22 protein-coding genes are annotated in these 23,185 nt (G+C 36.5%); 11 read left to right on the top strand and 11 right to left on the bottom strand.

The window, feature by feature from the left end:
• Window positions 1-104: 104 nt before the first annotated feature.
• From AADJ06_RS03550 to AADJ06_RS03540, 3 genes are all read left to right on the top strand, one after another.
• On the top strand, window positions 105-1,361 hold the full coding sequence (locus tag AADJ06_RS03550; protein WP_341225026.1) for a prephenate dehydrogenase: 1,257 nt from the start codon (window positions 105-107) through the stop codon (window positions 1,359-1,361).
• A complete protein-coding gene (locus AADJ06_RS03545) occupies window positions 1,354-1,902 on the top strand; it encodes a WcaF family extracellular polysaccharide biosynthesis acetyltransferase (protein ID WP_341225025.1) in 549 nt (182 codons plus the stop codon). The genes AADJ06_RS03550 and AADJ06_RS03545 overlap by 8 nt, the downstream gene beginning before the upstream one ends.
• Before the next feature lie 112 nt (window positions 1,903-2,014).
• Entirely contained in the window at window positions 2,015-3,193 is a 1,179-nt protein-coding gene (locus tag AADJ06_RS03540) for an MraY family glycosyltransferase (protein WP_341225024.1), read from the top strand.
• A gap of 35 nt (window positions 3,194-3,228) precedes the next feature.
• On the opposite strand, the gene guaA is transcribed toward AADJ06_RS03540, so the two are convergent.
• Both guaA and AADJ06_RS03530 read right to left on the bottom strand, forming a co-directional pair.
• Window positions 3,229-4,758: a glutamine-hydrolyzing GMP synthase gene (gene guaA, locus AADJ06_RS03535; protein ID WP_341225023.1), complete on the bottom strand. Its 1,530-nt coding sequence runs from the start codon at window positions 4,756-4,758 to the stop codon at window positions 3,229-3,231.
• A complete protein-coding gene (locus AADJ06_RS03530) occupies window positions 4,758-5,948 on the bottom strand; it encodes a DUF1343 domain-containing protein (protein WP_341225022.1) in 1,191 nt (396 codons plus the stop codon). The genes guaA and AADJ06_RS03530 overlap by 1 nt, the downstream gene beginning before the upstream one ends.
• Window positions 5,949-5,955: 7 nt before the next feature.
• Between AADJ06_RS03530 and AADJ06_RS03525 the strand changes: the two genes are divergently transcribed.
• A complete protein-coding gene (locus AADJ06_RS03525; RefSeq protein WP_341225021.1) occupies window positions 5,956-7,179 on the top strand; it encodes an FtsX-like permease family protein in 1,224 nt (407 codons plus the stop codon).
• A 57-nt stretch (window positions 7,180-7,236) separates the two neighbouring features.
• Here AADJ06_RS03525 and AADJ06_RS03520 read toward each other — a convergent pair whose 3' ends face one another.
• The 3 genes from AADJ06_RS03520 to AADJ06_RS03510 form a co-directional block, all read right to left on the bottom strand.
• On the bottom strand, window positions 7,237-8,247 hold the full coding sequence (locus AADJ06_RS03520) for a DUF5668 domain-containing protein (protein WP_341225020.1): 1,011 nt from the start codon (window positions 8,245-8,247) through the stop codon (window positions 7,237-7,239).
• Between the two features lie 3 nt (window positions 8,248-8,250).
• The gene (locus tag AADJ06_RS03515) at window positions 8,251-8,754 is read right to left on the bottom strand and encodes a PspC domain-containing protein (RefSeq protein ID WP_341225019.1); all 504 of its coding nucleotides are present in this window, start codon (window positions 8,752-8,754) and stop codon (window positions 8,251-8,253) included.
• 113 nt (window positions 8,755-8,867) lie between these two features.
• Window positions 8,868-9,428, bottom strand: coding sequence for a hypothetical protein (locus AADJ06_RS03510; protein ID WP_341225018.1), 561 nt, complete (start codon window positions 9,426-9,428; stop codon window positions 8,868-8,870).
• A 227-nt stretch (window positions 9,429-9,655) separates the two neighbouring features.
• Between AADJ06_RS03510 and mnmA the strand changes: the two genes are divergently transcribed.
• Together mnmA and AADJ06_RS03500 are read left to right on the top strand one after the other, a co-directional pair.
• On the top strand, window positions 9,656-10,762 hold the full coding sequence (mnmA, locus tag AADJ06_RS03505) for a tRNA 2-thiouridine(34) synthase MnmA (RefSeq protein ID WP_341225017.1): 1,107 nt from the start codon (window positions 9,656-9,658) through the stop codon (window positions 10,760-10,762).
• 48 nt (window positions 10,763-10,810) lie between these two features.
• Complete coding sequence (locus tag AADJ06_RS03500) at window positions 10,811-12,439, top strand: S8 family peptidase (RefSeq protein ID WP_341225016.1); 1,629 nt, start codon at window positions 10,811-10,813, stop codon at window positions 12,437-12,439.
• Here AADJ06_RS03500 and AADJ06_RS03495 read toward each other — a convergent pair.
• Entirely contained in the window at window positions 12,426-12,968 is a 543-nt protein-coding gene (locus AADJ06_RS03495; RefSeq protein ID WP_341225015.1) for an NUDIX hydrolase, read from the bottom strand. The two genes, AADJ06_RS03500 and AADJ06_RS03495, sit on opposite strands and share 14 nt — an antisense overlap.
• Before the next feature lie 59 nt (window positions 12,969-13,027).
• Between AADJ06_RS03495 and AADJ06_RS03490 the strand changes: the two genes are divergently transcribed.
• A complete protein-coding gene (locus AADJ06_RS03490; protein ID WP_341225014.1) occupies window positions 13,028-13,873 on the top strand; it encodes a DUF2911 domain-containing protein in 846 nt (281 codons plus the stop codon).
• Here the strand turns inward: AADJ06_RS03490 and AADJ06_RS03485 are convergent, their stop codons facing one another.
• The 4 genes from AADJ06_RS03485 to AADJ06_RS03470 form a co-directional block, all read right to left on the bottom strand.
• The gene (locus AADJ06_RS03485) at window positions 13,874-14,908 is read right to left on the bottom strand and encodes a hypothetical protein (protein WP_341225013.1); all 1,035 of its coding nucleotides are present in this window, start codon (window positions 14,906-14,908) and stop codon (window positions 13,874-13,876) included.
• 61 nt (window positions 14,909-14,969) lie between these two features.
• Entirely contained in the window at window positions 14,970-15,269 is a 300-nt protein-coding gene (locus tag AADJ06_RS03480) for a hypothetical protein (RefSeq protein WP_341225012.1), read from the bottom strand.
• A 34-nt stretch (window positions 15,270-15,303) separates the two neighbouring features.
• A complete protein-coding gene (gene fumC / locus AADJ06_RS03475) occupies window positions 15,304-16,707 on the bottom strand; it encodes a class II fumarate hydratase (protein ID WP_341225011.1) in 1,404 nt (467 codons plus the stop codon).
• 56 nt (window positions 16,708-16,763) lie between these two features.
• Complete coding sequence (locus AADJ06_RS03470) at window positions 16,764-17,342, bottom strand: pseudouridine synthase (protein WP_341225010.1); 579 nt, start codon at window positions 17,340-17,342, stop codon at window positions 16,764-16,766.
• Window positions 17,343-17,434: 92 nt separating this feature from the next.
• Between AADJ06_RS03470 and truA the strand changes: the two genes are divergently transcribed.
• Genes truA through AADJ06_RS03455 form a run of 3 tightly spaced genes read left to right on the top strand, consistent with a single transcriptional unit; the run spans window position 17,435 to window position 19,591 of the window.
• Entirely contained in the window at window positions 17,435-18,190 is a 756-nt protein-coding gene (gene truA, locus AADJ06_RS03465) for a tRNA pseudouridine(38-40) synthase TruA (protein WP_341225009.1), read from the top strand.
• Window positions 18,180-18,641, top strand: coding sequence for a GNAT family N-acetyltransferase (locus AADJ06_RS03460; RefSeq protein WP_341225008.1), 462 nt, complete (start codon window positions 18,180-18,182; stop codon window positions 18,639-18,641). Before truA ends, AADJ06_RS03460 begins: the two co-directional genes overlap by 11 nt.
• Window positions 18,641-19,591 carry an L-threonylcarbamoyladenylate synthase gene (locus AADJ06_RS03455; RefSeq protein ID WP_341225007.1) on the top strand — a complete coding sequence of 317 codons (951 nt, stop codon included), beginning with the start codon at window positions 18,641-18,643 and terminating at the stop codon, window positions 19,589-19,591. The genes AADJ06_RS03460 and AADJ06_RS03455 overlap by 1 nt, the downstream gene beginning before the upstream one ends.
• A gap of 1 nt (window position 19,592) precedes the next feature.
• Here AADJ06_RS03455 and AADJ06_RS03450 read toward each other — a convergent pair whose 3' ends face one another.
• Window positions 19,593-22,316: an OmpA family protein gene (locus AADJ06_RS03450; protein WP_341225006.1), complete on the bottom strand. Its 2,724-nt coding sequence runs from the start codon at window positions 22,314-22,316 to the stop codon at window positions 19,593-19,595.
• A gap of 224 nt (window positions 22,317-22,540) precedes the next feature.
• On the opposite strand from AADJ06_RS03450, the gene AADJ06_RS03445 reads away from it, so the two are divergent.
• The gene (locus tag AADJ06_RS03445; protein ID WP_341225005.1) at window positions 22,541-23,134 is read left to right on the top strand and encodes a WbqC family protein; all 594 of its coding nucleotides are present in this window, start codon (window positions 22,541-22,543) and stop codon (window positions 23,132-23,134) included.
• The last annotated feature ends 51 nt before the right edge of the window (window positions 23,135-23,185 follow it).

Raw genomic sequence — 23,185 nt, 5'->3', positions numbered from 1 at the left:
CCATTTTAAGTGGACTAATAATTTTGGGCCTATTTATCTTTTCTTTCATTAGTCTTTAGTCGGTTTCTTTATATTCAATACTTTTGTAGCACAAAATGTAGTACATGAGAATAGGAATAATTGGTTTGGGAGATATGGGCTTGCTTTATGCTAGAATTTTCTCTGAAGCCTCTTATCAAGTTTCTGGATGTGACTTGCCACAAAACTTCTCTATTTTAAAGGAGAAACTAAGGGATACCAACATTGAATTGTTGCAAGATGGCTTGTCGGTTGCTAAGCAATCTGATTTCATATTGTTTTGCGTAGAAACTGAAAACATTGATGCCGTAGTTAAACAAATAGCTCCCGGAATCAGCGAAACCGCCTTAGTAGCAGGTCAGACTTCTATCAAGGCACCGGAGATAGCTGCCTTTGAAAAATACTTAAAGCCTCAAACAAATATTGCCACGATTCATCCACTGCACGGGCCTGCAGTCAATCCTAAAGGACAAACATTAATAGCTATAAATCATAGGTGTGACCCAAACACATTTAAAGAACTTTTAAACCTGCTAGCTTATACCAACTCAAAAATAGAAATCCTTAGTTCGGCGGAAGAACATGATAAAATGATGGCCGATGTTCAGGTGGTTACGCACATTGGATTTGAAAGTATTGGAACCTCATTTATGCACAGAGGTGTTTATCCATGGTTAAATCCGCTTCTTTCAGGAGGTTTAGATACCTTAAAAATGCTAATGACCCTTCGTATTTACAGTTATAAGCACCATGTTTATGCAGGTATGGCACTCATGAACCCTTACGGAAAAAATCATGTAAGAGCTTATGCCGAATCGCAAAGTCAGCTTTTTGGTCTAATGATTTCTGAAGAAGAAGATGCATTTAGAGCTTTAATTAAAGATGCAAAAGAAAAAGTGTTTGCCGATTTTGATGGAAATCTGATGCTAAACGATTCATTGATGAAGGAATACTCGCTCCATCAATCTGATGAATATAAACCTAATTCGCACTTAAGCCTCACTTCCATGGTTTTGACCTGGGCTAAATTAGGGACTAATCCCTATAAAAACACTGTAATTCAAACCCCGCCGTTTAAGCTAAGAGTAGGTATGGCAGAATATCTTTTCATGAATGATGACTTGTTAGAAGAATCTATTCTAACGGCTCTTTATGATAAAACAATAAGAAAAGACGATTTGGCTTTTCACACCTCTGTCCAGGAATGGGCACATATCATAGAAATTGGTGACAAAGTGGGTTATGAAAGTCATTTTGAGAGAACTAAATCTTTCTTATCAGATAAACTAGAGGAAGGTCGTTTAAGAAGTGGTATGTTAATTGAAAGGTTAAATAATGAGTAAAGTTGACTTAGCAAAATATGATAACTCTTGGTATGACCATGGTTCTTTGATAAGAAGACTTCTTTGGCTTATCATCGGACGGCTATTCATCAATACTTATTTTCCTATTCCTGCAAAGTTCAAGGTTAATGTTTTAAGACTTTTTGGAGCCAAGCTTGGTAGTAACATAATGATTAAACCTAAGGTTAATATCAAATACCCTTGGTTATTAGAAATTGGTGACAATACCTGGATAGGAGAACAAGTCTGGATTGATAATTTGGATTATGTTAAGATTGGAGCCAACGTTTGCCTATCTCAGGGCGTTATGTTATTAACTGGAAATCATGACTATAAAAGTAGCACTTTTGACCTCATGGTTGGTAACATAACATTAGGAGATGGCGTGTGGATTGGTGCAAAAAGTTTAGTTGCCCCAGGTGCCATATGTCAAGAGAACGCCGTTTTAGGGGCAGCCTCCTTATTGAGCAAAAATGTTCCAGCTAATGAGATTTGGTCTGGAAATCCAGCAATTTTCATTAGAAAAAGAATAATAAAATAGAGTATTGACCATATAATAAACTTTTCAAGTAATGGCTGGCACTATTTGCTAGACAAATTGATGAAATTTACTATTTTTGAATGCTTATATTAAATACAAAGATTTTGTTTGAGTGAGATTAATATTTGAAGAAATAGTTGGTGATCCTAACGTGCAAATTTTCCTAAGTATAATTTTGTCGTTAATGGTTACTTGGCGTTCCATTCCTGTTATAAGGAATATTTGTATGTTGAGAGGTTTGATGGAAAATCCAGTAAAACGGAGTTCCCATAGTTCGCCTACCCCAACTTTCGGAGGAATTGCCATTTTTGCTGGAACATTGATTGGCTACATGATTTGGAACTTTGAAGACGAAGGCTATCTCATGCATAAAATATTTGCAGGTCTTCTAATCTTATTTTTCCTTGGGCTTAAAGATGATTTATACGCTTTAGCTCCCTTAAAAAAAATAGGCTCTCAAGTTTTAGCTTCTGTTTTAGTAGTAGTTGGTAGTGATCTTAGAGTCACAAGTTTCTTTGGAATCTTTGGTGTTCACGAACTCCCATATGTAATTAGTGTATTATTTACCATTTTCATTTTTGTAGCATTAATCAATTCTTTCAATTTAATTGATGGTATTGATGGACTTTCTGGTGGCATAGCCATGATAGCTAGTGCTGGTTTTAGTTGGTGGTTTGTTATAAACGAACATTGGTCTTTGGCTTGCCTAGGTTTTTCTTTAGCCGCATCATTGTTAGGATTTCTACGGTATAATTACTCCAAAACGTCCAAGATATTTATGGGTGACACGGGTTCGCTTATCATTGGGTATTTAGTTACTATTTTAGCTATTAGCTTTATTAGTTTAAATGAAAGTTCTAATTTTTCTCCTGGACATCATTTCGTAAGTGCTCCAGTTTTAGCACTTTCTCTTCTTAGTGTTCCTATTTTTGATACTTTACGAGTATTTGGTGTTAGAATTTTAAAAGGGCGTTCTCCTTTTGAAGCAGACAGGCTCCATTTGCATCATTTGTTAGTTGACAATGGATTAAGTCACTTAGCATCTTCATTAACACTTTATGGAATGACCATAGGCTTATCCATTTTCACTTATAGCTTGAGGAGTTTTTTCAGTAATACGGCACTTTCTTTCTACGTAATATCCGTATTTGCTATTTATTTAGCGTTTAGTCAATGGCTAGAAGTTAGAAGATTTAGGAATCATAGAACTAAATTAAATCAAAATGTAAACGGTTCTTCAAGAACAAAAAAATCAACTCTAGATTTGGAAGGTTCCATTTCTAAGAATTGATTTCTTTCTAATTTCCAATTATTTCACAAGTGGAATTACTCCCACTCGATAGTTGCTGGTGGTTTTGAGCTAATATCATAAACCACTCTGTTTACACCTTTTACATTGTTTATTATCTTGTTTGAGACATCTGCTAAGAACTCATATGGTAAATGTGCCCAATCCGCAGTCATGCCATCTACACTGGTAACTGCTCTTAAAGCCACTACACTCTCATAGGTTCTTTCATCTCCCATTACTCCTACACTTTGTACAGGAAGAAGCATGGATCCAGCTTGCCAAACGTCGTCATACAAACCAGAATCTTTCAAGCCTTGAATAAAGAAATAATCAACTTCTTGAAGAATTCTTACCTTTTCAGCTGTGATATCTCCTAAAATTCTGATTCCTAAGCCAGGGCCAGGGAACGGATGCCTGCTAAGAATACTCTTTGGCATATCCATAGCTGCTCCTACCTCTCTAACACCATCTTTAAATAATAGCTTAAGTGGCTCTACTATTTTAAGTTTCATATAATCAGGTAAACCACCCACATTATGGTGAGATTTAATAGTAGCGGAAGGTCCTTTAACAGAAACAGACTCAATAATATCAGGATAAATGGTTCCTTGAGCTAACCATTTTACATCTTGAATTTGATGAGATTCATCATCAAAAACATCAATAAACGTTTTCCCAATAGCCTTTCTTTTTAATTCTGGGTCTGATAAACCCTTAAGAGCTTCATAAAACTTATCTTTAGCATTAACACCTTTGACATTTAAGCCTAATCCTTTGTAAGATTCTAAAACTTCTTCAAACTCGTTTTTTCTCAACAAGCCATTATCAACAAAAATGCAATAAAGGTTCTTACCTATTGCCTTATGAATTAACATGGCAGCCACAGAAGAATCAACACCTCCAGAGAGGCCTAAAACTACTTTATCATCTCCTAATTGTTCCTTTAACTCGGCTACGGATGTTTCAACAAAGGAGTCAGATGTCCAAGTCTGATTACAACCACAAATTCCTACCAAAAAATTCTTTAAAATGGCTTTACCATCTGTAGTATGGGTCACTTCTGGATGAAACTGAATTCCGTAAACCTCCTTGTCGCTAAATTGAAAAGCTGCCATTTCTACAGAATCTGTAGAGGCTATGACTCTTGCATTTGCAGGTAAATTAGTAATAGTATCGCCATGAGACATCCATGTTTGACTTCCTATGGGAATATTTGCAAACAGACTGTTATTCTCTTCTATTTTGCCTAAAATTGCCCTTCCATATTCTCTAGTGGTAGAGGCTTCTACATTTCCACCTAAGGTGTGAGCCAGAAGTTGAGCCCCATAACAAACCCCTAAAACCGGACCTTTTGAAATCAAATGTTCCAAATCTACCATAGGAGCCTCTTCTTCTCTAACAGAACACGGACTCCCAGATAATATAATTCCTTTAACGGTATCGTCAATTTCAGGAACGTGATTAAAAGGGTGAATTTCACAATAAACATTATGCTCTCTAACCCTACGGGCTATCAATTGCGTAAGCTGAGAACCGAAGTCAATAATTATTATTTTTTCCTCCATTATTTAAAATCTGGGTATAAAAGGTATTTTTTTCTTAGTGTTTTAAATGAAGTTAGGCCTTCTTGCCATTTTGCCTCAACTTCCTCGGCTGACTTGCCAGCTTTTAAGTCTTCCAATATATAACTATTTCCAGCAAGTAAATTGAAGAACTTCTCATTGGTAAAAAAGCTCTCTTTCTTTTCAAATTTATTATAAAAATCAAACAGCAAATTAAGGTCAAAACCATTTCCGAAAGCATCAACCTCGGTCAAATCTAAACCATAACAATCTACGCCTTTATTAACTGGGTTCTGAGCCCCAGGTTTTGATGTTGGCACAAAATGATAAGAACCAAGGTTTTTATCTGGCCCACCTATTACCTGAAACTGATTACCCGTTCCCCTTCCCACACTTATTTTCGTTGGTTCAAAAAAGCAAATAGAAGGATAAAGGTAAATTGATTGTGTATTTGGTAAATTAGGAGAAGGCTTTATTGGCAAATCATATTTTGACTTATGGTCATAGTTTTTACACTTAATTACTGTCAAATCACATTGCAAATCATTTGCCCAAGATTCTCTATTTATCATTCCGGCTAATTCGCCCATGGTTAATCCATAAACCACTGGAATAGGATTCATGCCCACAAAAGACTTAAACTCTTTTTCTAAAACTGGTCCAGCCACATAATGCCCGTTAGGGTTTGGTCTGTCTAAAACTATCAGCGGTTTATTATTCTCAGCAGCGGACTCCACAATATAATGCAGCGTGCTTATGTAGGTATAAAACCTCACTCCCACATCTTGAATATCAAAAACAAAAATATCGATATCTTTGATTTGAGCAGATGTTGGTTTTTTATTCTTACCGTAAAGAGAAACTATAGAAATACCTGTTTTAGCATCTTTAGAATTATCAATGTGAGCACCTGCATCGGCTTCTCCCCTAAATCCATGCTCGGGAGCAAAGATGGCCGTAACATTAACATCACTTTTCAATAAGGTGTCTAAAAGATGCGTTTCACCAATAGTAGATGTATGATTTATAACCAAGCCAACCCTCTTACCTTTTAGCAAAGGCAAATATTCTTGCATGGCTTCAGCACCTACCTCTATTTTTTCGGGGGTATTTGAAGAGTTTGCCTTAGATTTACAGCTTAAAGGCAAAAGGCCGATAAGAATAACAAAAAGCAGGGATGATAATTTCTCCATATAATTAATGAATATTGAATACTTCTTGGCTCAGAAAATAAGAAAAACCAAAGGTAAGACCTTTTCTGCTTCTGTCATCAATATTGGTATTACAAGTATTGCAATTGGTGTTGCAGCCATAATGCTTTCTTTCTCTGTTCTTTTTGGTTTTAAAGACACCATTAAAGAAAAACTGTTTAGCATGTCTGCTCACTTGCAGATAAGTAAAATTACACTTAATCAGTCTTTTGAAGAAGCTCCTTTTGTAATAAATAAAGAAACGTCCGAATTAATTGATAATAATGAAAGCATAGCTTCGATAAATGCAATTGCCTTAAAATCTGCACTTTTACGTTCTGATGAAGAAATTTCGGGTGTCTTACTTAAAGGTGTAGATGGAAATTACAATTGGCAGCTTTTTGAAGAAAACATCAAAGAAGGAAGAATTTTACAAAAAGACACCTCAGAGAGCTACGGAAAAGAGATAATTCTAAGTAACACATTGAAAAAACTCTTGAATGTCAAACTCGGCGATGACATTCTAATAAACTTTATTCAAAATCCACCTAGGGCCAGAAAAGTGGAGATTGTTGGATTTTATGATACAGGAATTGAAGACATTGACAATTCCTACGCCATTGTAGATATTGACCTTATTAGAAGAATTAACGATTGGGAACCTAATGAGATAGGTCATTTGGAAGTCTTTCTTAAGGACTTTGAACAGCTGGAACCAACCGTAGACGGACTTTACGACATCATTCCGCAGGACCAACAAATCCACAGAATAACCCAACTCTTACCACAATTCTTTGACTGGTTTAACCTTTTAGATAGAAACATTATCATTGTCTTGTTCCTTATTATAGTGGTTGCTAGTTTTAATATGGTCTCTGTACTTCTAATAATGATAATGGAAAGAACACCCATGATTGGCTTACTAAAGTCTTTGGGAGCAAGGAATGGTATGATTCAAAAAATCTTTGTTTCTAACGCCCTTATTATCATCATGAAAGGTTTGGCATGGGGAAATTTCATTGCCTTGAGCTTTTGTCTTGTTCAAGACCTGTTTAAAATCATTCCACTCGACCCAGAGAATTATTACATGTCTTATGTCCCAATTTCTTGGTCATGGCTCACATTCCTTTTAGTTAATATTGCCACAGTAATTTTGGTAAGTTTGATAGTGATATTGCCTACCTTATCAATTCTAAAAATAAGTCCAGTTAAGGCATTGAAATATAAAAACTAAAAAAAAAACGAGCTCTGTATAAGAAAGCTCGCTTTTCAATAAAATATTAAGAGTTCATCAGTGCCTATGCACTGTAACTGATGAAAGACCACTAGATACTTTTATGTAGATTTTCTTTTGAGCTTTATCAAAATTAGGTGTACGCCATCTTGAATCCGCTTCTTTTTCAAAACCGCTAAAGTCTTTAGAATTTAAGGCCCCGTCCATTTTTATTTCGCAACCAACACTCTCAGGAACAGAAATATCGACTTTGGCTACGCCACTTTCTACACGAATTTCTGAACGCTCTAGGTTATCACCTAATTTAACATCTACTGCAGCCGCTCCAGTTTTAATCTCTAATGATTTCACTTTAAAAGAGCTAAAATCAAATTCTAGGTCACCAGCTCCTATCCCCATTTCTATGTTCCAAATAGGTTTAGTGTTTAACTCTAGAAAGATTTCATTATGGTCATTGTCTCCAAAATTGAAACTCTTATTCTTTCTTGACTTCATCTCAAAGTCAATCTGATGATGATTACTTTTTAACTCATCTGACAGTCTATAGCTCCCTGTGTTAAGCAATGTAGTGGCCTTAAATAAATCACTGGTAGTCTCTTTTAAGTGAAACTCTGCAGCTCCACCACCAAAATTAAGGCTAGCTTCTTCCGTATTATTTGAAATAGGAACATTAAAATTTTGCTCTATTCTGTCACCATTCTCACGCTCTTCCGAACCATAACTGTATTCTCTGTCATCGTTATTTCTATCCCAGTCTTCATCATCTTGCCAATCAAAATGAAAATCATCTTTAAAGTCTGATTTCAGATTATCAACACCATCAGAGGCTGCACTATAAATCCCCAAAGGAATGGCAAAAGCTACAAGCAGAGCGGTAGTTGGATTATAAAAACTCTTACGCTCATGCAGTAAAACTGCCACACCTGCTAATATTAACAATACAGGCCAAAACTTTGCGATAGTTCTGAATGAATAATTAAAGTCAACTAGGTCATAATTGAAAGCTAAAAAGATAGCTCCAACGGCTACCAAAATAGCCCCTAAAAACACATTACTTTTCCTCTTCATATTTTAAAAAGTTTCGCCGGTGTTTTCATTATCGATGGTTCCACCAGTGTTCTGATTCTGATTGAAATTATCATCCTCTTTATCTCTGACAATAATCCAAACCCCAAGGCCGATAAGAAATAGTGGCCACATTTTACCTATATAGCTGAATAGGTTAATATCGAAGAAGGTGCGAAATGCAAAAATGGCTCCCAAGCTAATAAGAATAACGCCACCTACTAAGTTTCCGTTTTTTGATGAGTGATTGCTCATAGTAAAATTTGATGTTTTAAATGTTGATTGGTAGTTATCATTGGTGTAGCTAAATGCTCTATTTTCCTCTGGTAAAACTACCCATAAAATTAAATAAGTAATTACTGATGGTAAAGGAGTGAAAAACATGACCACGAAAATAACCTTAAATATGGTTGGGTCTATATCAAAATACTCTCCTAAACCTTCTGTGACGCCTCCTAATACAGAGTTGTCGTTTTTAATTCTTCGAAGTCTTTTTTCATTCTTTTCCATTTATAATTTGTATTAATTCGTTTCAAAGGTAATCCCACAAAGGGTACTATGTAATACAAACTACACGAATGGTAAAGAAACTGGATAAACTGTGAAATTAGGGTTTGAGATTTTCAATCATCTTCCTCTAAGGCTTCTAAAACATCCATAAGGTCTTCATATTTGCTTTCGCCAGGGCGTTCTTCATGACTACCCTTTAGTGCAAGACCTTTTATATCATTGTTTTGTACTTTCTCTTCTAAATTATCAAGTTCAATATTCCCACCGACAAATAATGACTGATGGTTTATTTCGCCTACTAAACTGGCATCTGAAATTAGAATATGCTCAAAATCGTTTAGATCTTGATTTCTATTTGAACCCTTTACTTCAAAAAACAACTCCCCTACCTTAGCTCTTGCGGCATTAATCAAACTCGAATCACTAATTATTAAATAATCTAAAGCTAAATCTTGCCATTGCTCTAAAGTCAAATTATCTGGCCAATTTGAGATTCTTCCTCCAATCTTTGGACCACTTACCCAATTTTTGATTTCAACCATTTTCTCAACTGAAATAAAATCAGGGTGTTCAGGGTTTAACTCAAAACATAAATAATCAACAAACATTCCAGCACAATAACGTGCATCTGAAAGGTTAGAAATGCCATTAACTAAAACTTCTTTCTTTAACATACCATCGGTTTATTTGAGGCAAAAATAGACTTCTATTTAAGAAAAGACATAATTATCGGCTAAAAGAAGAAGTCAAACCTAACAGATTCAGAAAATTAGATGAGCAAATATTCAAATCTTAGCCATTATATAGAACTAATTCCTACCCAATTAGCTTTCTTTTGTTTGTACCTTTGTCACAAATTATTTTTAAATATAAACGATGGGCATTCAACCCATTTAGTTAGATGAGCAAACACGGAAGAATTTTAGTAGCCATGAGTGGCGGTATTGACAGCTCTTTAGCTGCAGTTATGTTACATGAAGAAGGCTACGAGGTTATAGGTATGACCATGAAAACATGGGACTACGCGGCCTCAGGAGGAAGTAAGAAAGAAACGGGCTGCTGCAGCCTAGATTCTATAAATGACGCCAGAAACATTGCGGTTAATTTAGGCTTCCCACATTATATACTAGATATCAGAGAAGAGTTTGGCGACTACGTGATTGACCATTTTACGGGTGAATACTTAGAAGGAAGAACTCCAAACCCATGTGTACTATGCAATACCCATGTTAAATGGGATGCTTTACTCAGAAGGGCAAATAACCTTGGCTGTGAACATTTGGCCACTGGCCATTATGCCAACATCAGACAAGAAAACGGCCGTCATGTTATTTCAAAAGGAAAAGACGTCTTAAAAGACCAAAGTTATGTGCTTTGGGGAATCTCTCAAGAAAGCCTTTCTAGAACACAATTGCCTTTAGGGCAATTAACCAAAAAGGAAATTAGAGAGATGGCCGTAGAAAGAGGCTTTTACGATTTAGTTAATAAATCAGAGTCTTACGAAATATGCTTTGTACCTGATAACGATTACCGTGGCTTCCTAAAAAGAAGAGTAGACGGACTAGAAGAAAGCGTTAAAGGAGGAGATTTTGTGTTGCAAAGTGGTGAAAAAGTAGGTAAGCATGAAGGATATCCATTTTATACTGTAGGTCAAAGAAAAGGGCTGGGAATAGCTTTAGGATACCCTGTTTATGTAACAGAAATCAGAAAAGAGACTAATGAGGTGATTTTGGGCGTAGAAAAACACCTCTTTAAAAATGCTATGCATGTAGGTAAACTAAACATGCAGAAATACCCTGATTTATTAGGTCAAGAAAAAGAAACATTCACTAAGATTAGATATAAAACACCTTCGGCTCCAGCAATAGCTTCCCAAATAGGACCTGATAAAATGGAAGTTATTTTTAAAGAGCCAATAAGTGCCATAGCCCCAGGTCAAGCCGCTGTCTTCTATGAAGGAGATGATGTGATTGGCGGTGGCTGGATTTTAAAAAGTTTTAACGCATAAAGCTCTTTTTTACTGCCACTTGCGTATTTTTATTTCACAATGTAGAATATGAAGAAGATTTTATGCCTTTTACTGCTTTTGCAAAGCAGTGTACTTTTTGCTCAAAACAAATACTTGGTTGTTTTTAACGACAAAGCAAATAGCCCTTATAGTATTGATCAGCCTCAAGAGTATTTATCTCAAAAAGCTATAGACAGAAGACTAAAACAAGGCATAAATATTACGCAACAGGATTTACCCGTGAACCCAGCTTACATTCAAGCTCTTATTGCTGCGGATATACCCGTAAAGTTCACTAGTAAATGGCTTAATGCTGCCTTGGTAGACATTCCTGAGAGCAAATTACAAGAAGTATTAGCCCTATCATTTGTGAAAGGTCTAGAAGGCAATTACCCAACTGGTCTAGAAAACCCCTCATTCAGACAAAAAAGTGAAAACTCGGGTAGCAAAAACCTTGGAACTACCATGACGGACCCAGGAAGTTCTCTTAATCAATTAGCTATGTTAGGTGCGGATGCCATGCATGCACAAGGTTTTACAGGAAAGGGTGTCTTAATTGGCTTATTGGATTCTGGATATTTAAATGCTGATGAATTAGACGTTTTTGAAGCACTTTTTGCTGAAAATAGAGTAATAGAAACATATAATTTTGTCAATACCAATGAGTCAGTTTATGATGCTCATTCGCACGGAACATCGGTATTGAGCTGTATAGCTTCTAGTTTAGATGGGCAATTATTAGGAACTGCTCCTGACGCATCCTTCTTACTTTATGTTACAGAGAATGTGAATTCTGAAACTAAAATGGAAGAAGCTAACTGGCTTTTTGCAGCAGAAAGAGCTGATTCTGCAGGTGTTGACATTGTTGGCTCTTCATTAGGTTATGCTGACTTTCAAGGAACGGAGCAAGATTATTCTTATCAAGATTTAGATGGCAATACTGCACTGATAACTAGAGCTGCCGATTGGTTAACCGCCAAAGGTGTAGTAGTAGTAGTATCTGCAGGAAACGAAGGAAACAAAGCTTGGAAATATATAACTGCTCCGGCTGATGGCGATTCGGTAATAGCTGTGGGAGCTGTAAATTCTGATCAAGAATATGTTAGTTTTAGTTCCGTAGGACCAAGTTCCGATGCTCAAATAAAACCAGATGTGGCAGCAAAAGGTGGCTCCACCACAGTGGCTACACCAAGTAATTTTGTGGGTATGTCAAACGGAACCTCTTTTGCCGCACCACTAATAACAGGTTTGGTAGCAGGTATTAGAGAAGCCTTTCCAGATTTAACAGCAATGCAAATAAGAGAAATTCTATTAGCTTCAGGAACACAGGCAAGTCAACCAGATAATTTCTTGGGTTACGGAATTCCGAATTTTGAAAGAGCTCACTACCTGGCTTCTATAAAACAGCTTTTGAATGGTAATGAGAAAGATATCCTAGTATTCCCAAATCCATCAGAATCAACAAGTAAAGTGAAGGTTTTGGTGGCTAAAGAAGACTATGGAACTGAGTTCAATGTAACATTGACCAATACACTCGGTGTAGAAGTTTATCAAGATTCATTCAGAAGCAAGCTTTTCGAATTAGCCATTACACCAAATGACCTTCCAGCAGGCTTATACATTCTTAAGGTATATAATGAGAATTTCTCCTCTACAGAGCGAATCATGATGGACTAAGTTCAAGCTTATTTATCATTCTTAAGATGCTTTCTTCTGAGCTAAGAGTTGGAACATCTACCATAGCAATCCATTTCATCCCAAGTGTTTCATGGTTTTGAACTAATGGAGCTTCCTCATCAACCTGAAACAAATACCTAATGTCATAATGTTTATGTTCCGGAACTCCTTTTCGTTCAGGAATCACGTGAATATCTACATCAAAAATATTCGAATTCTCTGTTAAAGCTACTAAACCTGTTTCTTCCAATAGTTCTTTTTCAGCCACCTTATATGTATGCTCATTTCCATCACAATGCCCGCCTGGCTGTAGCCATTTATTAAGTTTTGCATGATGAATTAGCAAAACTTTACTTCTTGATTTATTAATCACCCAGCAAGAAGCTGTAACGTGGCCAATCAATAAAGACCTTTCAAAACAGTTTTCATGTTCTTTCACAAAAAGAAGCAACTTTTCTCTCATAGCTTCCTCCTTTTCATTAAAAGCTGCATAATGGGTTAAATTGACTATCAGGTCGTTACGATTCATCTAATAATGTTAGTTTTGATAAAATTTTACAACATCGCAATTTTCAAAAAAAACAATCAATGAAAAAGTCATTTTTGTCTTTCTTACTTTTGGCTTCTCTTTCTTTTGCCACGCAAGCCCAAGTTACACCACAACCAAGTCCTGGAGCTAGTTTCTCTCAAACTTTAGGAATAACTAAAATAAGCGTAGACTATTCTAGACCTGGCGTTAAAGCTAGAACTATTTTTGGTGGTCTTCTTAAATATGGCGAGGTCTGGAGAACTGGTGCCAATGCTGCAACCAAAATCAAAGTATCTAATGATATCAAAGTCAATGGTCAAACATTGAAAGCTGGTGAATATGCTATCTTATCTTTTCCTGGTCAGCAAGAATGGAAAGTAGTTTTCAATACCGTAACTACCACCAACCAAAACACCTACGACAAATCAAAAGATGCCCTTACTGTTACTGTAAAACCTTATAAGGTTGATTTTACAGAGACTTTCACCATTGACATTTCTGATGTACATGAAGACATGGCAAAACTTAATATTTACTGGGAACACACTGGTGTGAGTTTACAATTAAGCGTTAATAATGAAGAAGCCATCATCTCTGAAGTGACTGCTAGAAATGATGAAGCCGCTGGGGCATTTCAGCAAGCTGCTGAATACATGGTAAACAAAAACATGGATTTAGGAACAGCTTTGGAATACATTGACAAATCTATTATGCTTTCTGAAACTTTCCGTAACACCTGGATAAAGTCTGTTATTCAAAAACAAATGGGAAGAAACACCGATGCACTCAAAATGGCATTAAAAGCTCAAAACTTAGGTGCTAATGACCCAGTTTATCAGTTTTATAAAGAAGCTGTTGAAGAATCAATCACAGAACTAAGAGCGAGTGTTCCTGCGAAAAACTAATTAAAGAATCGCTATTCCGTTAGGTTTTGAACCTACGGAAATAGTCTTAAGGCTCTCTTTGCTAACTGCATCAATGAAAACCGCCGTGTTTTCTTTTTGGTTGACTAAGAGGGCCTTTTTGCCTCCGTCATAAAACTTAAGCATATGCGGGTCAGCCTCTAGAAATTGCATCACACCCGTCTGCTTCCAAGTTCCTTCTTCTTTCTGGAATATTTCTAGATTGTTATCTGTAGAGTTACAGACCCAAAGTTCTTTGGTTAATTCGTTATAGGTCAAAAAGCCGGGGGAAAAATCAAAGTCTAAAAAATCTGTCACTGTGTAAGTCAAGGTATTGACAAAATTAACAGAGTTTCTATCCGAATTTGAAACCAAAACAATATCGTCATAGCCCGGCCAAACGTTTCCCGCAGATAAATCTACTTTTACAATCTTGGTTACTGCTTTTTCCTCTAAATTTATAAACTGAACAAAGGTGCTTTCCCCACTTCTAACCACGGCGTTTTGGCCATCGTTAGTAAATAGAATTTCAGAGGGGTCTGCATCTACTTGTACTTCAAATAAGGCATTCCCGTTATCACTATTATAAACATAGGCTTTACCAGAGTGGCTGAAGCCAGTTGTCCATATTTGAGAGTCGTCTGGTGAAAACAATGCATTATGATTAGCAAAAGGAACAGCTATGTCATGAAGCTTTTCTCCGGAATGTGCGTCTAAAACCACTATGCCTCCTGGTATTTCTTTCCCATGCAAACCAAGATGACCTTGTGAAAAGTCATAGGCTGGGTTTGCTATTGCAAGTCTTTGCTTGTCGGCAGAAAGATAAATATGATGCGGAAACCTATCTGCTTCTTCAGTGATAGAATAAGTGGTTAATACCTGCTGATTCACCAAGTCAATAACCTCCACAGTCCTAGAATCCCCAGAAACTACAAAAGCAACATCAGAAAGTAGATTTACTGGTTCTACCTCCTTCTCTTTTGATTTGCATGCAAATAAGAGAAAGGACAATAGAAAAAAAACTAATAGTTTATTCATAAAAAAAAGCGTTGCACAATAGCAACGCTTTTAAGTATGTCTGTAGTTTATAAAAACTAAATTAATGTATCAATGTTAATAAAAAGGCTGAAACAGATTTCAAAACAGAGATAAAAGATTCTACAATCAAACCTCCTACTTTTTCTGAAAAGCTTTCTGATGAATCTAAATGAACAACTTTTTCAAACTCTTCGTTTAAAGTAAGTGTAGAAATTTCAAGCGAAGAATTCTCTACTTTCACCACCGCTTTTTCAGCCGAAACAGCTTCTGTTCTCACATAACTGTTATTTTCTACAGCTCCGAAACCAGAACCTAAAACGAAAACCGACGATAAAAACAGAGCAACTATTACTTTTTTCATTTCTCTAAGCCTTAATTATATACGAAGGTAAACATTATTTTGGTAATTCTCCAACCATATCCTCAGGTCTTACCCATTCATCAAACTCCTCTGCAGTAAGGTATCCTAAATCAATAGCCGTTTCTTTTAAAGAAGCACCTTTTTCGTGAGCCGTTTGAGCTATTTCAGCTGCTTTATAGTAACCTATTTTAGTGTTTAGAGCTGTAACCAACATCAATGAGTTATTTAACTGACGCTTAATATTCTCATGGATTGGAGCTAAACCTACAGCACAGTTATCATTAAATGAAACACATGCATCACCAATAAGTCTCGCAGAATTTAGGAAGTTGAATATCATCATTGGTTTGAAAACATTCAGTTCAAAATGACCGTTTGCTCCACCAACATTAATCGCCACATCATTTCCTAAAACCTGAGCTGCCACCATGGTAATAGCTTCACTCTGGGTAGGATTCACCTTCCCAGGCATAATAGAAGAGCCTGGCTCATTTGCTGGAATTGATAATTCTCCGATTCCAGAACGAGGTCCTGAAGACAACATTCTGATATCGTTACCAATTTTCATTAAACTAACCGCTACTGTTTTAAGAGCACCATGTGCTTCTACTATGGCATCATGAGCAGCTAAAGCTTCAAATTTATTTTCTGCTGTTACAAAAGGTAAACCTGTTAAAACGGCAATATGCTTTGCCACATTTTCAGAATAACCCGCTGGCGTATTAATTCCTGTACCTACAGCTGTTCCCCCTAATGCCAATTCAGAAAGGTGGTCAAATGTATTTCTAATAGCTTTTAAGCCATGGTTTAACTGAGAAACATAACCTGAAAGCTCCTGTCCTACGGTCAAAGGGGTAGCATCCATGAAATGTGTTCTTCCTATTTTCACCACATTCATAAATTCTTTAGATTTTGCCTCTAGGGTGTCTCTAAGTTTTTCAATCCCAGGAATAGTGCACTCTATTAATATTTTATAGGCTGCAATGTGCATAGCCGTAGGGAAAGTATCGTTTGACGATTGCGACTTATTAACATCGTCATTAGGATGAAGTGCCTTACTTTTGTCTGTCAGGCTACCTCCATTTAACACGTGAGCTCTGTAAGCAATCACTTCATTACAGTTCATATTACTTTGCGTTCCGGAACCTGTTTGCCAAACCACTAAAGGAAATTGGTCATCCAAAGAACCGTCTAATATTTCTTGGCAAACTTTACCAATCAAATCTGCCTTTGATTTATCTAAAACACCTGCATCAAGGTTAGTCAAAGCGGCTGCATGTTTTAAGTATGCAAAACCCTTGATAATCTCTTTTGGCATTTTATTGATATCTCTTGCGATATCAAAGTTTTGTATTGAACGCTGCGTTTGGGCTCCCCAATAAACATTGGCAGGAACCTGTACCTCTCCGATAGTATCTTTTTCTATTCTGTATTCCATGAGTGTTAGTAATTGAGCAACAAAAATACAAGAGGCTTAAGAGCCTTTCAAGCTATTTAGTTAAAGATTTGTTTTATATCCTGATAGCGTAACTCGCGAATATCTCCCGCCTTCAAATTATTCAGTGAGAGACCTCCTATTTGAGTTCTTATTAAGCGTAAAGTTGGAAAACCCACAGCAGCAGTCATTTTTCTCACTTGTCTATTTTTACCTTCGGCAATAGATAAAGTAAGCCAGCTGGTAGGAATACTCATTCTTACTCTAATAGGCGGGTCTCTTTCTTCCGGTATTTCACCTTCAAACGCTTTTGCCTTCGCAGGAGCTGTAAAATGAACTTTTCCTTTATGTTTTATCTCCACACCCCGCTCTAATTCCCAAAGTGCTTTGCCTTCTATGGCCCCGTCTACCTGACATAAATAGGTTTTAAACTGTTTAGCATTCGGATTCAAAATTCTTTGATTCAAAGTTTTATCATTTGTCAAAATCAATAAGCCTTCACTATCATGGTCAAGTCTTCCTACTGGATAAACATCATTAGGGAAATCAAAATCAAGGTCTTTCAATGATTTATGCCCACCTTCTGAGGTGAACTGAGATAGCATCCCGTAGGGCTTATTTATGATATAATAGACCAAGTAAGTATCAAATATTTAATGTGACTGCAAGTTTTGAAATAAATTTAGGTTTCCAAGATGCCTAAAAGTTTATTTTTGCGTAAATATTCAGAATGAGGTACTTTTTCGAAATTTCATATTTGGGCACTCACTATCATGGTTGGCAAATACAGCCAAGAGAGATTAGCATACAAGAGTGCATAGAAAAAGGACTTTCCAAAATTCTTCAAACCGAAATTAGGGTAAACGGTAGCAGCAGAACCGACACTGGCGTACATGCAAGACAGCAATATGCTCATGTAGAAATTCCAGACCTTAAAATGTCGGTTAGAGACCTAGTTTGGAAGTTGAACAGTTTTCTCCCAAAAGACATTTCTATTATTAGAGTAGTCCCCGTTTCTAATGAAAAACACAGCCGTTTTGATGCAATTGATAGAAAATACATTTACCGAATTAACCTAGAAAAAGACCCTTTCTGTACTGAAAACTCTCTTTACTTTAGAAAGAACTTGGATATTGACAAAATGAACGAGGTGTCCAAATTGCTATTGCAACACTCAAATTTTCAATGTTTTAGTAAAGTGAGAACAGAAGTCAATAACTTCATTTGCAACATTCAAACAGCAGAATGGATTTTAATAGGATATCACTTAGAATTCCATATCAAAGCAAACCGTTTTTTAAGAGGTATGGTTAGAGCCATTGTAGGTACTTTGCTTGATGTGGGGCTAGGTAAAATCTCTAAAGACGAGTTTCAATCTATTTTAAATTCACAAGATAGAAGGCAAGCGGGAAGTGCAGCAAAGGCACACGCCCTTACTTTAGAAGAAGTCAACTACCCTGTAAACTACTTTAATAATGAAAATTAGAAAAGCTGAATCGACTGAAATGGAAACGGTGCGTACCTTATTTAAAGACTACGCCAAAGAACTAAATGTTGACCTTTGCTTCCAGAGTTTTGATGAAGAACTAAAAAAACTCCCTGGAGTTTATGCTGAGCCAGAAGGATGTATCCTGGTTGTTGAAGATAATGACAGTTCGTTACAGGGAGTGGTAGGCCTAAAAAAACTAGAGGAAGGCGTTTGTGAGATGAAACGTCTATATATTACTCCCGAATTCAGAAAAGGTGGAAATGGCCGAAAGCTGGCCAATGCACTTTTAGAGGAAGCCAAAGTGAAAGAATATAAAATAATGAAACTGGACACCATTGAGAGGTTAGCTCCTGCTGTTAAACTCTACAAAGAACTTGGTTTTGAAAAAACCAAAGCTTACAACTATAATCCAGATGCCACCGTTCTATATTTTCAAAAGAAACTTTAATGGCAGAAATAGGTAAGGATATTTTAAAAGCTAAGGCTCTTTTAGAAGCAGGTGAATTAGTGGGTTTGCCCACTGAGACCGTGTATGGTTTGGCGGCGAACGCCTTAAATCCAAGGGCAGTAGCCAAGATATTTGAAGCTAAGAATAGACCCTCTTTTGACCCTTTAATAGTTCATACAGATACTATTGAAAAGGTGAAAACTTTTGTCAAATACATTCCGCTTGATTTAGAAATTTTATTGAATCAATTTTCTCCTGGACCTATAACTGTTTTGCTTCCTAAAGAAGCCATCATTTCAGACTTAGTAACATCAGGTTTAGAACGTGTAGCAGTAAGAATCCCGAATCATCCTTTGAGTTTAGCATTATTAAAATCACTTGATTTTCCACTTGCTGCTCCTTCGGCAAATCCTTTTGGCTACATAAGCCCTACCAGTGCTCAACATGTAGAAAATCAGCTTGGCCAAAGAATACCGTATATTTTAGATGGTGGAGAATGTCAGGTAGGTTTAGAGTCTACCATTATTGGTTTTGAAAATGACAAATTAACCGTTTACAGAAAGGGAGGTTTGTCTATAGAAAGTATCCAAGAAGTGGTAGGTAAGGTTAATATGAAAGAGCATTCAAGTTCCAATCCAGCTGCTCCTGGAATGCTAAAATCACATTACGCCCCAAAAAAGAAAGTGATATTCAAATCGGAGTACAAAGGAGACTTTAATCTCAATAAGGTTGGATATTTAGGATTTTGCGAAACTATACAGAACATACCTAAAAAAAACCAATTTTTACTTTCTCCTGAGAAAGATTTAAATGAGGCTGCTCAAAACCTCTTTAAAGGCTTACGTTTTCTAGATGAGCTAGACATTGAAACCGTCTTAATAGAACTCGTTCCAGAAGAAGGACTAGGAACGGCTATTAATGATAGACTTAAAAGAGCGGCAGCCAAATAGCTTAGTTCTTTATCAAAACCATTTCTACCCTTCTATTCTTAGCTCTATTTTCTTCCGTATCATTCTCTGCTACTGCTTTCTCTTGGCCAAAGCCATTACTACGAATTCTGTCAGGGTCAGCACCTTTAAAGAAAAGGTAGTTAGCAACTGCCTTAGCTCTAAACTGTGACAGCCCAAGATTAAGTCGAGGGTCACCTACGTTATCTGTATAACCTATTATTTCTATAACGAAGTTTTCATTTTCTTTCAAGGTTCTTGCCAACTCATTTAACTCGTCAACCTCTGCATCTCTAATTTTAGAACTTCCTTGGTCAAAGAATACCTTTTCTAATAAATACCTTTTCCCTAAAGAAGCTGCCTTATTAAACTCAGCTTGCATTTCACTGGCACTTCTTGGCATAGTAGCGGCCACTTTCTCCTTAGGTGCTGCTACAGGCTTTTTAACCGGCTGCGGAACAGGCTTCTCCACCACAGGTTCTTTCACTGCAGGTTTTTCTACTATTGCCACAGGTTCTTCCTCTATTTTCTCTTCAATTTTAACTGGCTCTGGTTCTGGTTCTGGTTCTTCCACCACCACAATAGGCTCTGGCTCTACTTTTTCAGGCTCTGGAACTTTTTTCAACGTAATAGTTTTAACAAAATTACTTGCCGATAATTCCGCTACTTTAAAATCATCAGCATAAGTTTCAAAACCATCAGCCAGCACTTGAATAGTATAATTATCCTCACCAGCTAATTCTGCTTCATAAAGCCCTGTTTTTGCTACAAACTTCTCCGTAGCCCTTTCACCATCTTTAGCATTTATCCTAAGTTGAATTTTCCTTAAGGCTGTATTATCTTCAATTCCAACAACTTTAAAGCTTACCAAATAGGCATCTTTACTTAAAGGAACTACTATACTGTTACCTTTAATCATTTGAGAATTCACCGGCCCGGTAAATGAGGTATATCCTTTTAAACGTACCTCCATGGTGTAGTTTCTATTAGCCCCATAAGACACCTCTACCCTATCAGAACCATCAAATAACACAGGGTCTATCTCTTTCTTATCTAAAAAATACTTTATACTGGCCTTTAATTTTTCTTTAGTCAAATCATCAATCACCTCTATATTATAGGTCGCATTCCCTATTGGGCTTAGGTAAAGCTCCTGAGCATTGCTAGAAATTATTTTTGGAATAGCGTCTGATTGATAACCTTCCGCAGTAACTGAATAATTTACATTTATCTTTTCTTCCATTCGTGTCAAAAAGACGCCATCCTTTTTAGTGTCATATACAAATAGCTCCTCTCCAAAACCATTTATGATTTTCAAATTGGCATTAGTCACAGGTTTATTGGTAAATTGCTCCATCAATTTGAAAGAATGAGTCACTTCTGGTGTCCAATAGAGTTCTAGGGTAAATCGCTTGTTATCTTCTTTTAAAGATTTGGTCACTGGCTGGTAACCTTTCCCACCTGATTCTATAAAGTAGCTTTTCTCTGGGTCAGTTATAAAGTGATATGCTCCATTCTCATTTTGCTTAACTCCTGGCACTTCTTCTCCACCAGGTCCAAATACCCTGAAATCTGCGTTGGCTACAGGTTCTTTAGAATAATGGTCAATCACGTTTATGAAGAACTGCTTATCAGCCTCTACCAAACTAAATACAGGCTCTACACTGCTACCATATAAACTGGCCACACCTACCGTGCCAGAACTAGGGACATAACCATCACTTTGAATTTCTACCTTATAATCCCCCGTTTCTTCTGGCCTTATTTTCTCTCCTTCTTTATAAGCGTATGTGTTTGATTTTCCACTAGGCGAAATCAATTTTATTGATGCTGGGATTGGTCGTTTTGTCCGGCTGTCAGTAATTTTAAACTCAATAAAAGCATTTGGTCGCATGACAGCCTTCAGATCTTCTCTTTGAGAGCCTTCGAGTGTTTTGCTATATTCCCTGTAATCTTTAGACGTTCCTGTTATCTTGTAATTGATGCCATTTTTGAAAGTAAATAATACCACACCATTAGGAGCGGGTTCATTGTAAACTAATTTCCCTGAAGATGTTTCGGCAATAGTTACTGCTGCATTAACAGGTTTACCAGACTGCTCATCGGTGAACCTAATGGCTACTTCGTTACCTGGCTTTTCGAGGTAAACCACCATTTCTACTAGGTTGCTTGGATTTCCTATTTGAACCTCAAAATTTGTTTTGCTTTCAGAATAACCGGGGGATTTAGTAATTATCTGATAAGAACCAGACTGCTGCACCACCAATTCATACTTGAGTGAACTCCTAGTGGTATTTCCTCTACCTACCATTCTACCCTCAAAGAAAATTTCATATAAGGCTGGTTCATCTCTATCTGTCTCTTTTGATTTAGCTACTATTTTTAAAGTAGCCGTAGGTCTTTTTTCAATGCCAATTTTAATTTCTTCCCCATCATTTATATCTGCTGCAAAAACCTTCTTCTCCTCTACATAATATAAATCATTGATAGCTTTTAGCTGTACCTCATCATCGCCTACAATATCAATAAACTGAATCCCATCTTCTGTTTTAATGACATAGGAATTATTAGTCTTTCCAGAAATAGCTCGCCATTCCACGTTGATTTTCTCACCACTAAAGGAATCAGCTGCTTCAAGGTAAATTCTTTTTTGAGCGTTAGCTCCAACAGCGAAAAGCAATAGCAGGCCTATGCTGGATAAAGTCTTAGAAAGTATTTTATTATTCAAAATCATTTTTAGAATAGCACAATGGTATTTTAAAACATATAGGGCAAACCTAAAATGCCATATGTTTTACATCTATCAGGAATACAGCAATTTTCATAAAAATTTGTCATTTTACCACTAATTGAAAAGGTTTTCTTTGATCTAAAACGATATAAAAACTAAATATTATAAGTTTGAAAAAGCTTTAGACATCTCAAACCAGAAATCTCGCGTATCACTATTATATGTTTTTTACACCAAATTTTCTGCCATCGGTTGCCTATTTCCAAAAAATCATGGAAACAGATAGCATAAACATTAATATGGAGGATGTGTATGTAAAGCAAACATACAGAAACAGGGCTCAAATTTTAGGTGCTAATAAGGTAGAAAACCTAATAGTACCAGTAAACGCTAGCTCCAAAGTTACCCCTAGCAAAGATGTTCGTATTGAAAATATATCACAGTGGCAAAGAACTCAGCTAAGAACTATAGAAGCTGCCTACAAAAGTTCCGCTTTTTATCAGTTTTACGACTACTTGATGATACCACTTTTTGAAAAAGACTATAATTTCTTAATTGATTTGCAAATCGACAGTTTGACATTTTGTCTGAAAGCACTTCAACTTAAAAAGACAATATGTCAGGCAACGCCAAATACCAATAGTGACGTAATAGACATAAAATCAAAGGTTTTACCCGAAAAGCACCATTTCGAACCATATTTACAAAACTTTGGCAATGAGTTTGTACCTAACCTATCGATAATAGATTTATTGTTTTGCAAAGGCCCTGAAGCTTACCGTTACTTAAGAAATCAAAGTTGGAGTGAACACTAAACATTCTATTTTCGTTATATTTGAAACTATCACAAACGTGTGAACTAAATA

The organism is uncultured Arcticibacterium sp., assembly GCF_964021845.1.
Classification (GTDB): domain Bacteria; phylum Bacteroidota; class Bacteroidia; order Cytophagales; family Spirosomataceae; genus Arcticibacterium.
Note: the sequence above shows the minus strand (reverse complement) of the source record. Positions and strands in the feature narration are given on the sequence as shown.

Bases quoted from the DNA above. Each gene is read 5' to 3' on its own strand.
- AADJ06_RS03525 (WP_341225021.1), top strand. From the start codon at position 5,956: ATGAATATTGAATACTTCTTGGCTCAGAAAATAAGAAAAACCAAAGGT.
- AADJ06_RS03545 (WP_341225025.1), top strand. From the start codon at position 1,354: ATGAGTAAAGTTGACTTAGCAAAATATGATAACTCTTGGTATGACCAT.
- AADJ06_RS03495 (WP_341225015.1), bottom strand. From the start codon at position 12,968: ATGAATCGTAACGACCTGATAGTCAATTTAACCCATTATGCAGCTTTT.
- mnmA (WP_341225017.1), top strand. From the start codon at position 9,656: ATGAGCAAACACGGAAGAATTTTAGTAGCCATGAGTGGCGGTATTGAC.
- AADJ06_RS03520 (WP_341225020.1), bottom strand. From the start codon at position 8,247: ATGAAGAGGAAAAGTAATGTGTTTTTAGGGGCTATTTTGGTAGCCGTT.
- AADJ06_RS03480 (WP_341225012.1), bottom strand. From the start codon at position 15,269: ATGAAAAAAGTAATAGTTGCTCTGTTTTTATCGTCGGTTTTCGTTTTA.
- AADJ06_RS03445 (WP_341225005.1), top strand. From the start codon at position 22,541: ATGTTTTTTACACCAAATTTTCTGCCATCGGTTGCCTATTTCCAAAAA.
- AADJ06_RS03530 (WP_341225022.1), bottom strand. From the start codon at position 5,948: ATGGAGAAATTATCATCCCTGCTTTTTGTTATTCTTATCGGCCTTTTG.
- AADJ06_RS03455 (WP_341225007.1), top strand. From the start codon at position 18,641: ATGGCAGAAATAGGTAAGGATATTTTAAAAGCTAAGGCTCTTTTAGAA.
- guaA (WP_341225023.1), bottom strand. From the start codon at position 4,758: ATGGAGGAAAAAATAATAATTATTGACTTCGGTTCTCAGCTTACGCAA.
- fumC (WP_341225011.1), bottom strand. From the start codon at position 16,707: ATGGAATACAGAATAGAAAAAGATACTATCGGAGAGGTACAGGTTCCT.
- AADJ06_RS03500 (WP_341225016.1), top strand. From the start codon at position 10,811: ATGAAGAAGATTTTATGCCTTTTACTGCTTTTGCAAAGCAGTGTACTT.
- AADJ06_RS03510 (WP_341225018.1), bottom strand. From the start codon at position 9,428: ATGTTAAAGAAAGAAGTTTTAGTTAATGGCATTTCTAACCTTTCAGAT.
- truA (WP_341225009.1), top strand. From the start codon at position 17,435: ATGAGGTACTTTTTCGAAATTTCATATTTGGGCACTCACTATCATGGT.
- AADJ06_RS03485 (WP_341225013.1), bottom strand. From the start codon at position 14,908: ATGAATAAACTATTAGTTTTTTTTCTATTGTCCTTTCTCTTATTTGCA.
- AADJ06_RS03550 (WP_341225026.1), top strand. From the start codon at position 105: ATGAGAATAGGAATAATTGGTTTGGGAGATATGGGCTTGCTTTATGCT.
- AADJ06_RS03515 (WP_341225019.1), bottom strand. From the start codon at position 8,754: ATGGAAAAGAATGAAAAAAGACTTCGAAGAATTAAAAACGACAACTCT.
- AADJ06_RS03490 (WP_341225014.1), top strand. From the start codon at position 13,028: ATGAAAAAGTCATTTTTGTCTTTCTTACTTTTGGCTTCTCTTTCTTTT.
- AADJ06_RS03460 (WP_341225008.1), top strand. From the start codon at position 18,180: ATGAAAATTAGAAAAGCTGAATCGACTGAAATGGAAACGGTGCGTACC.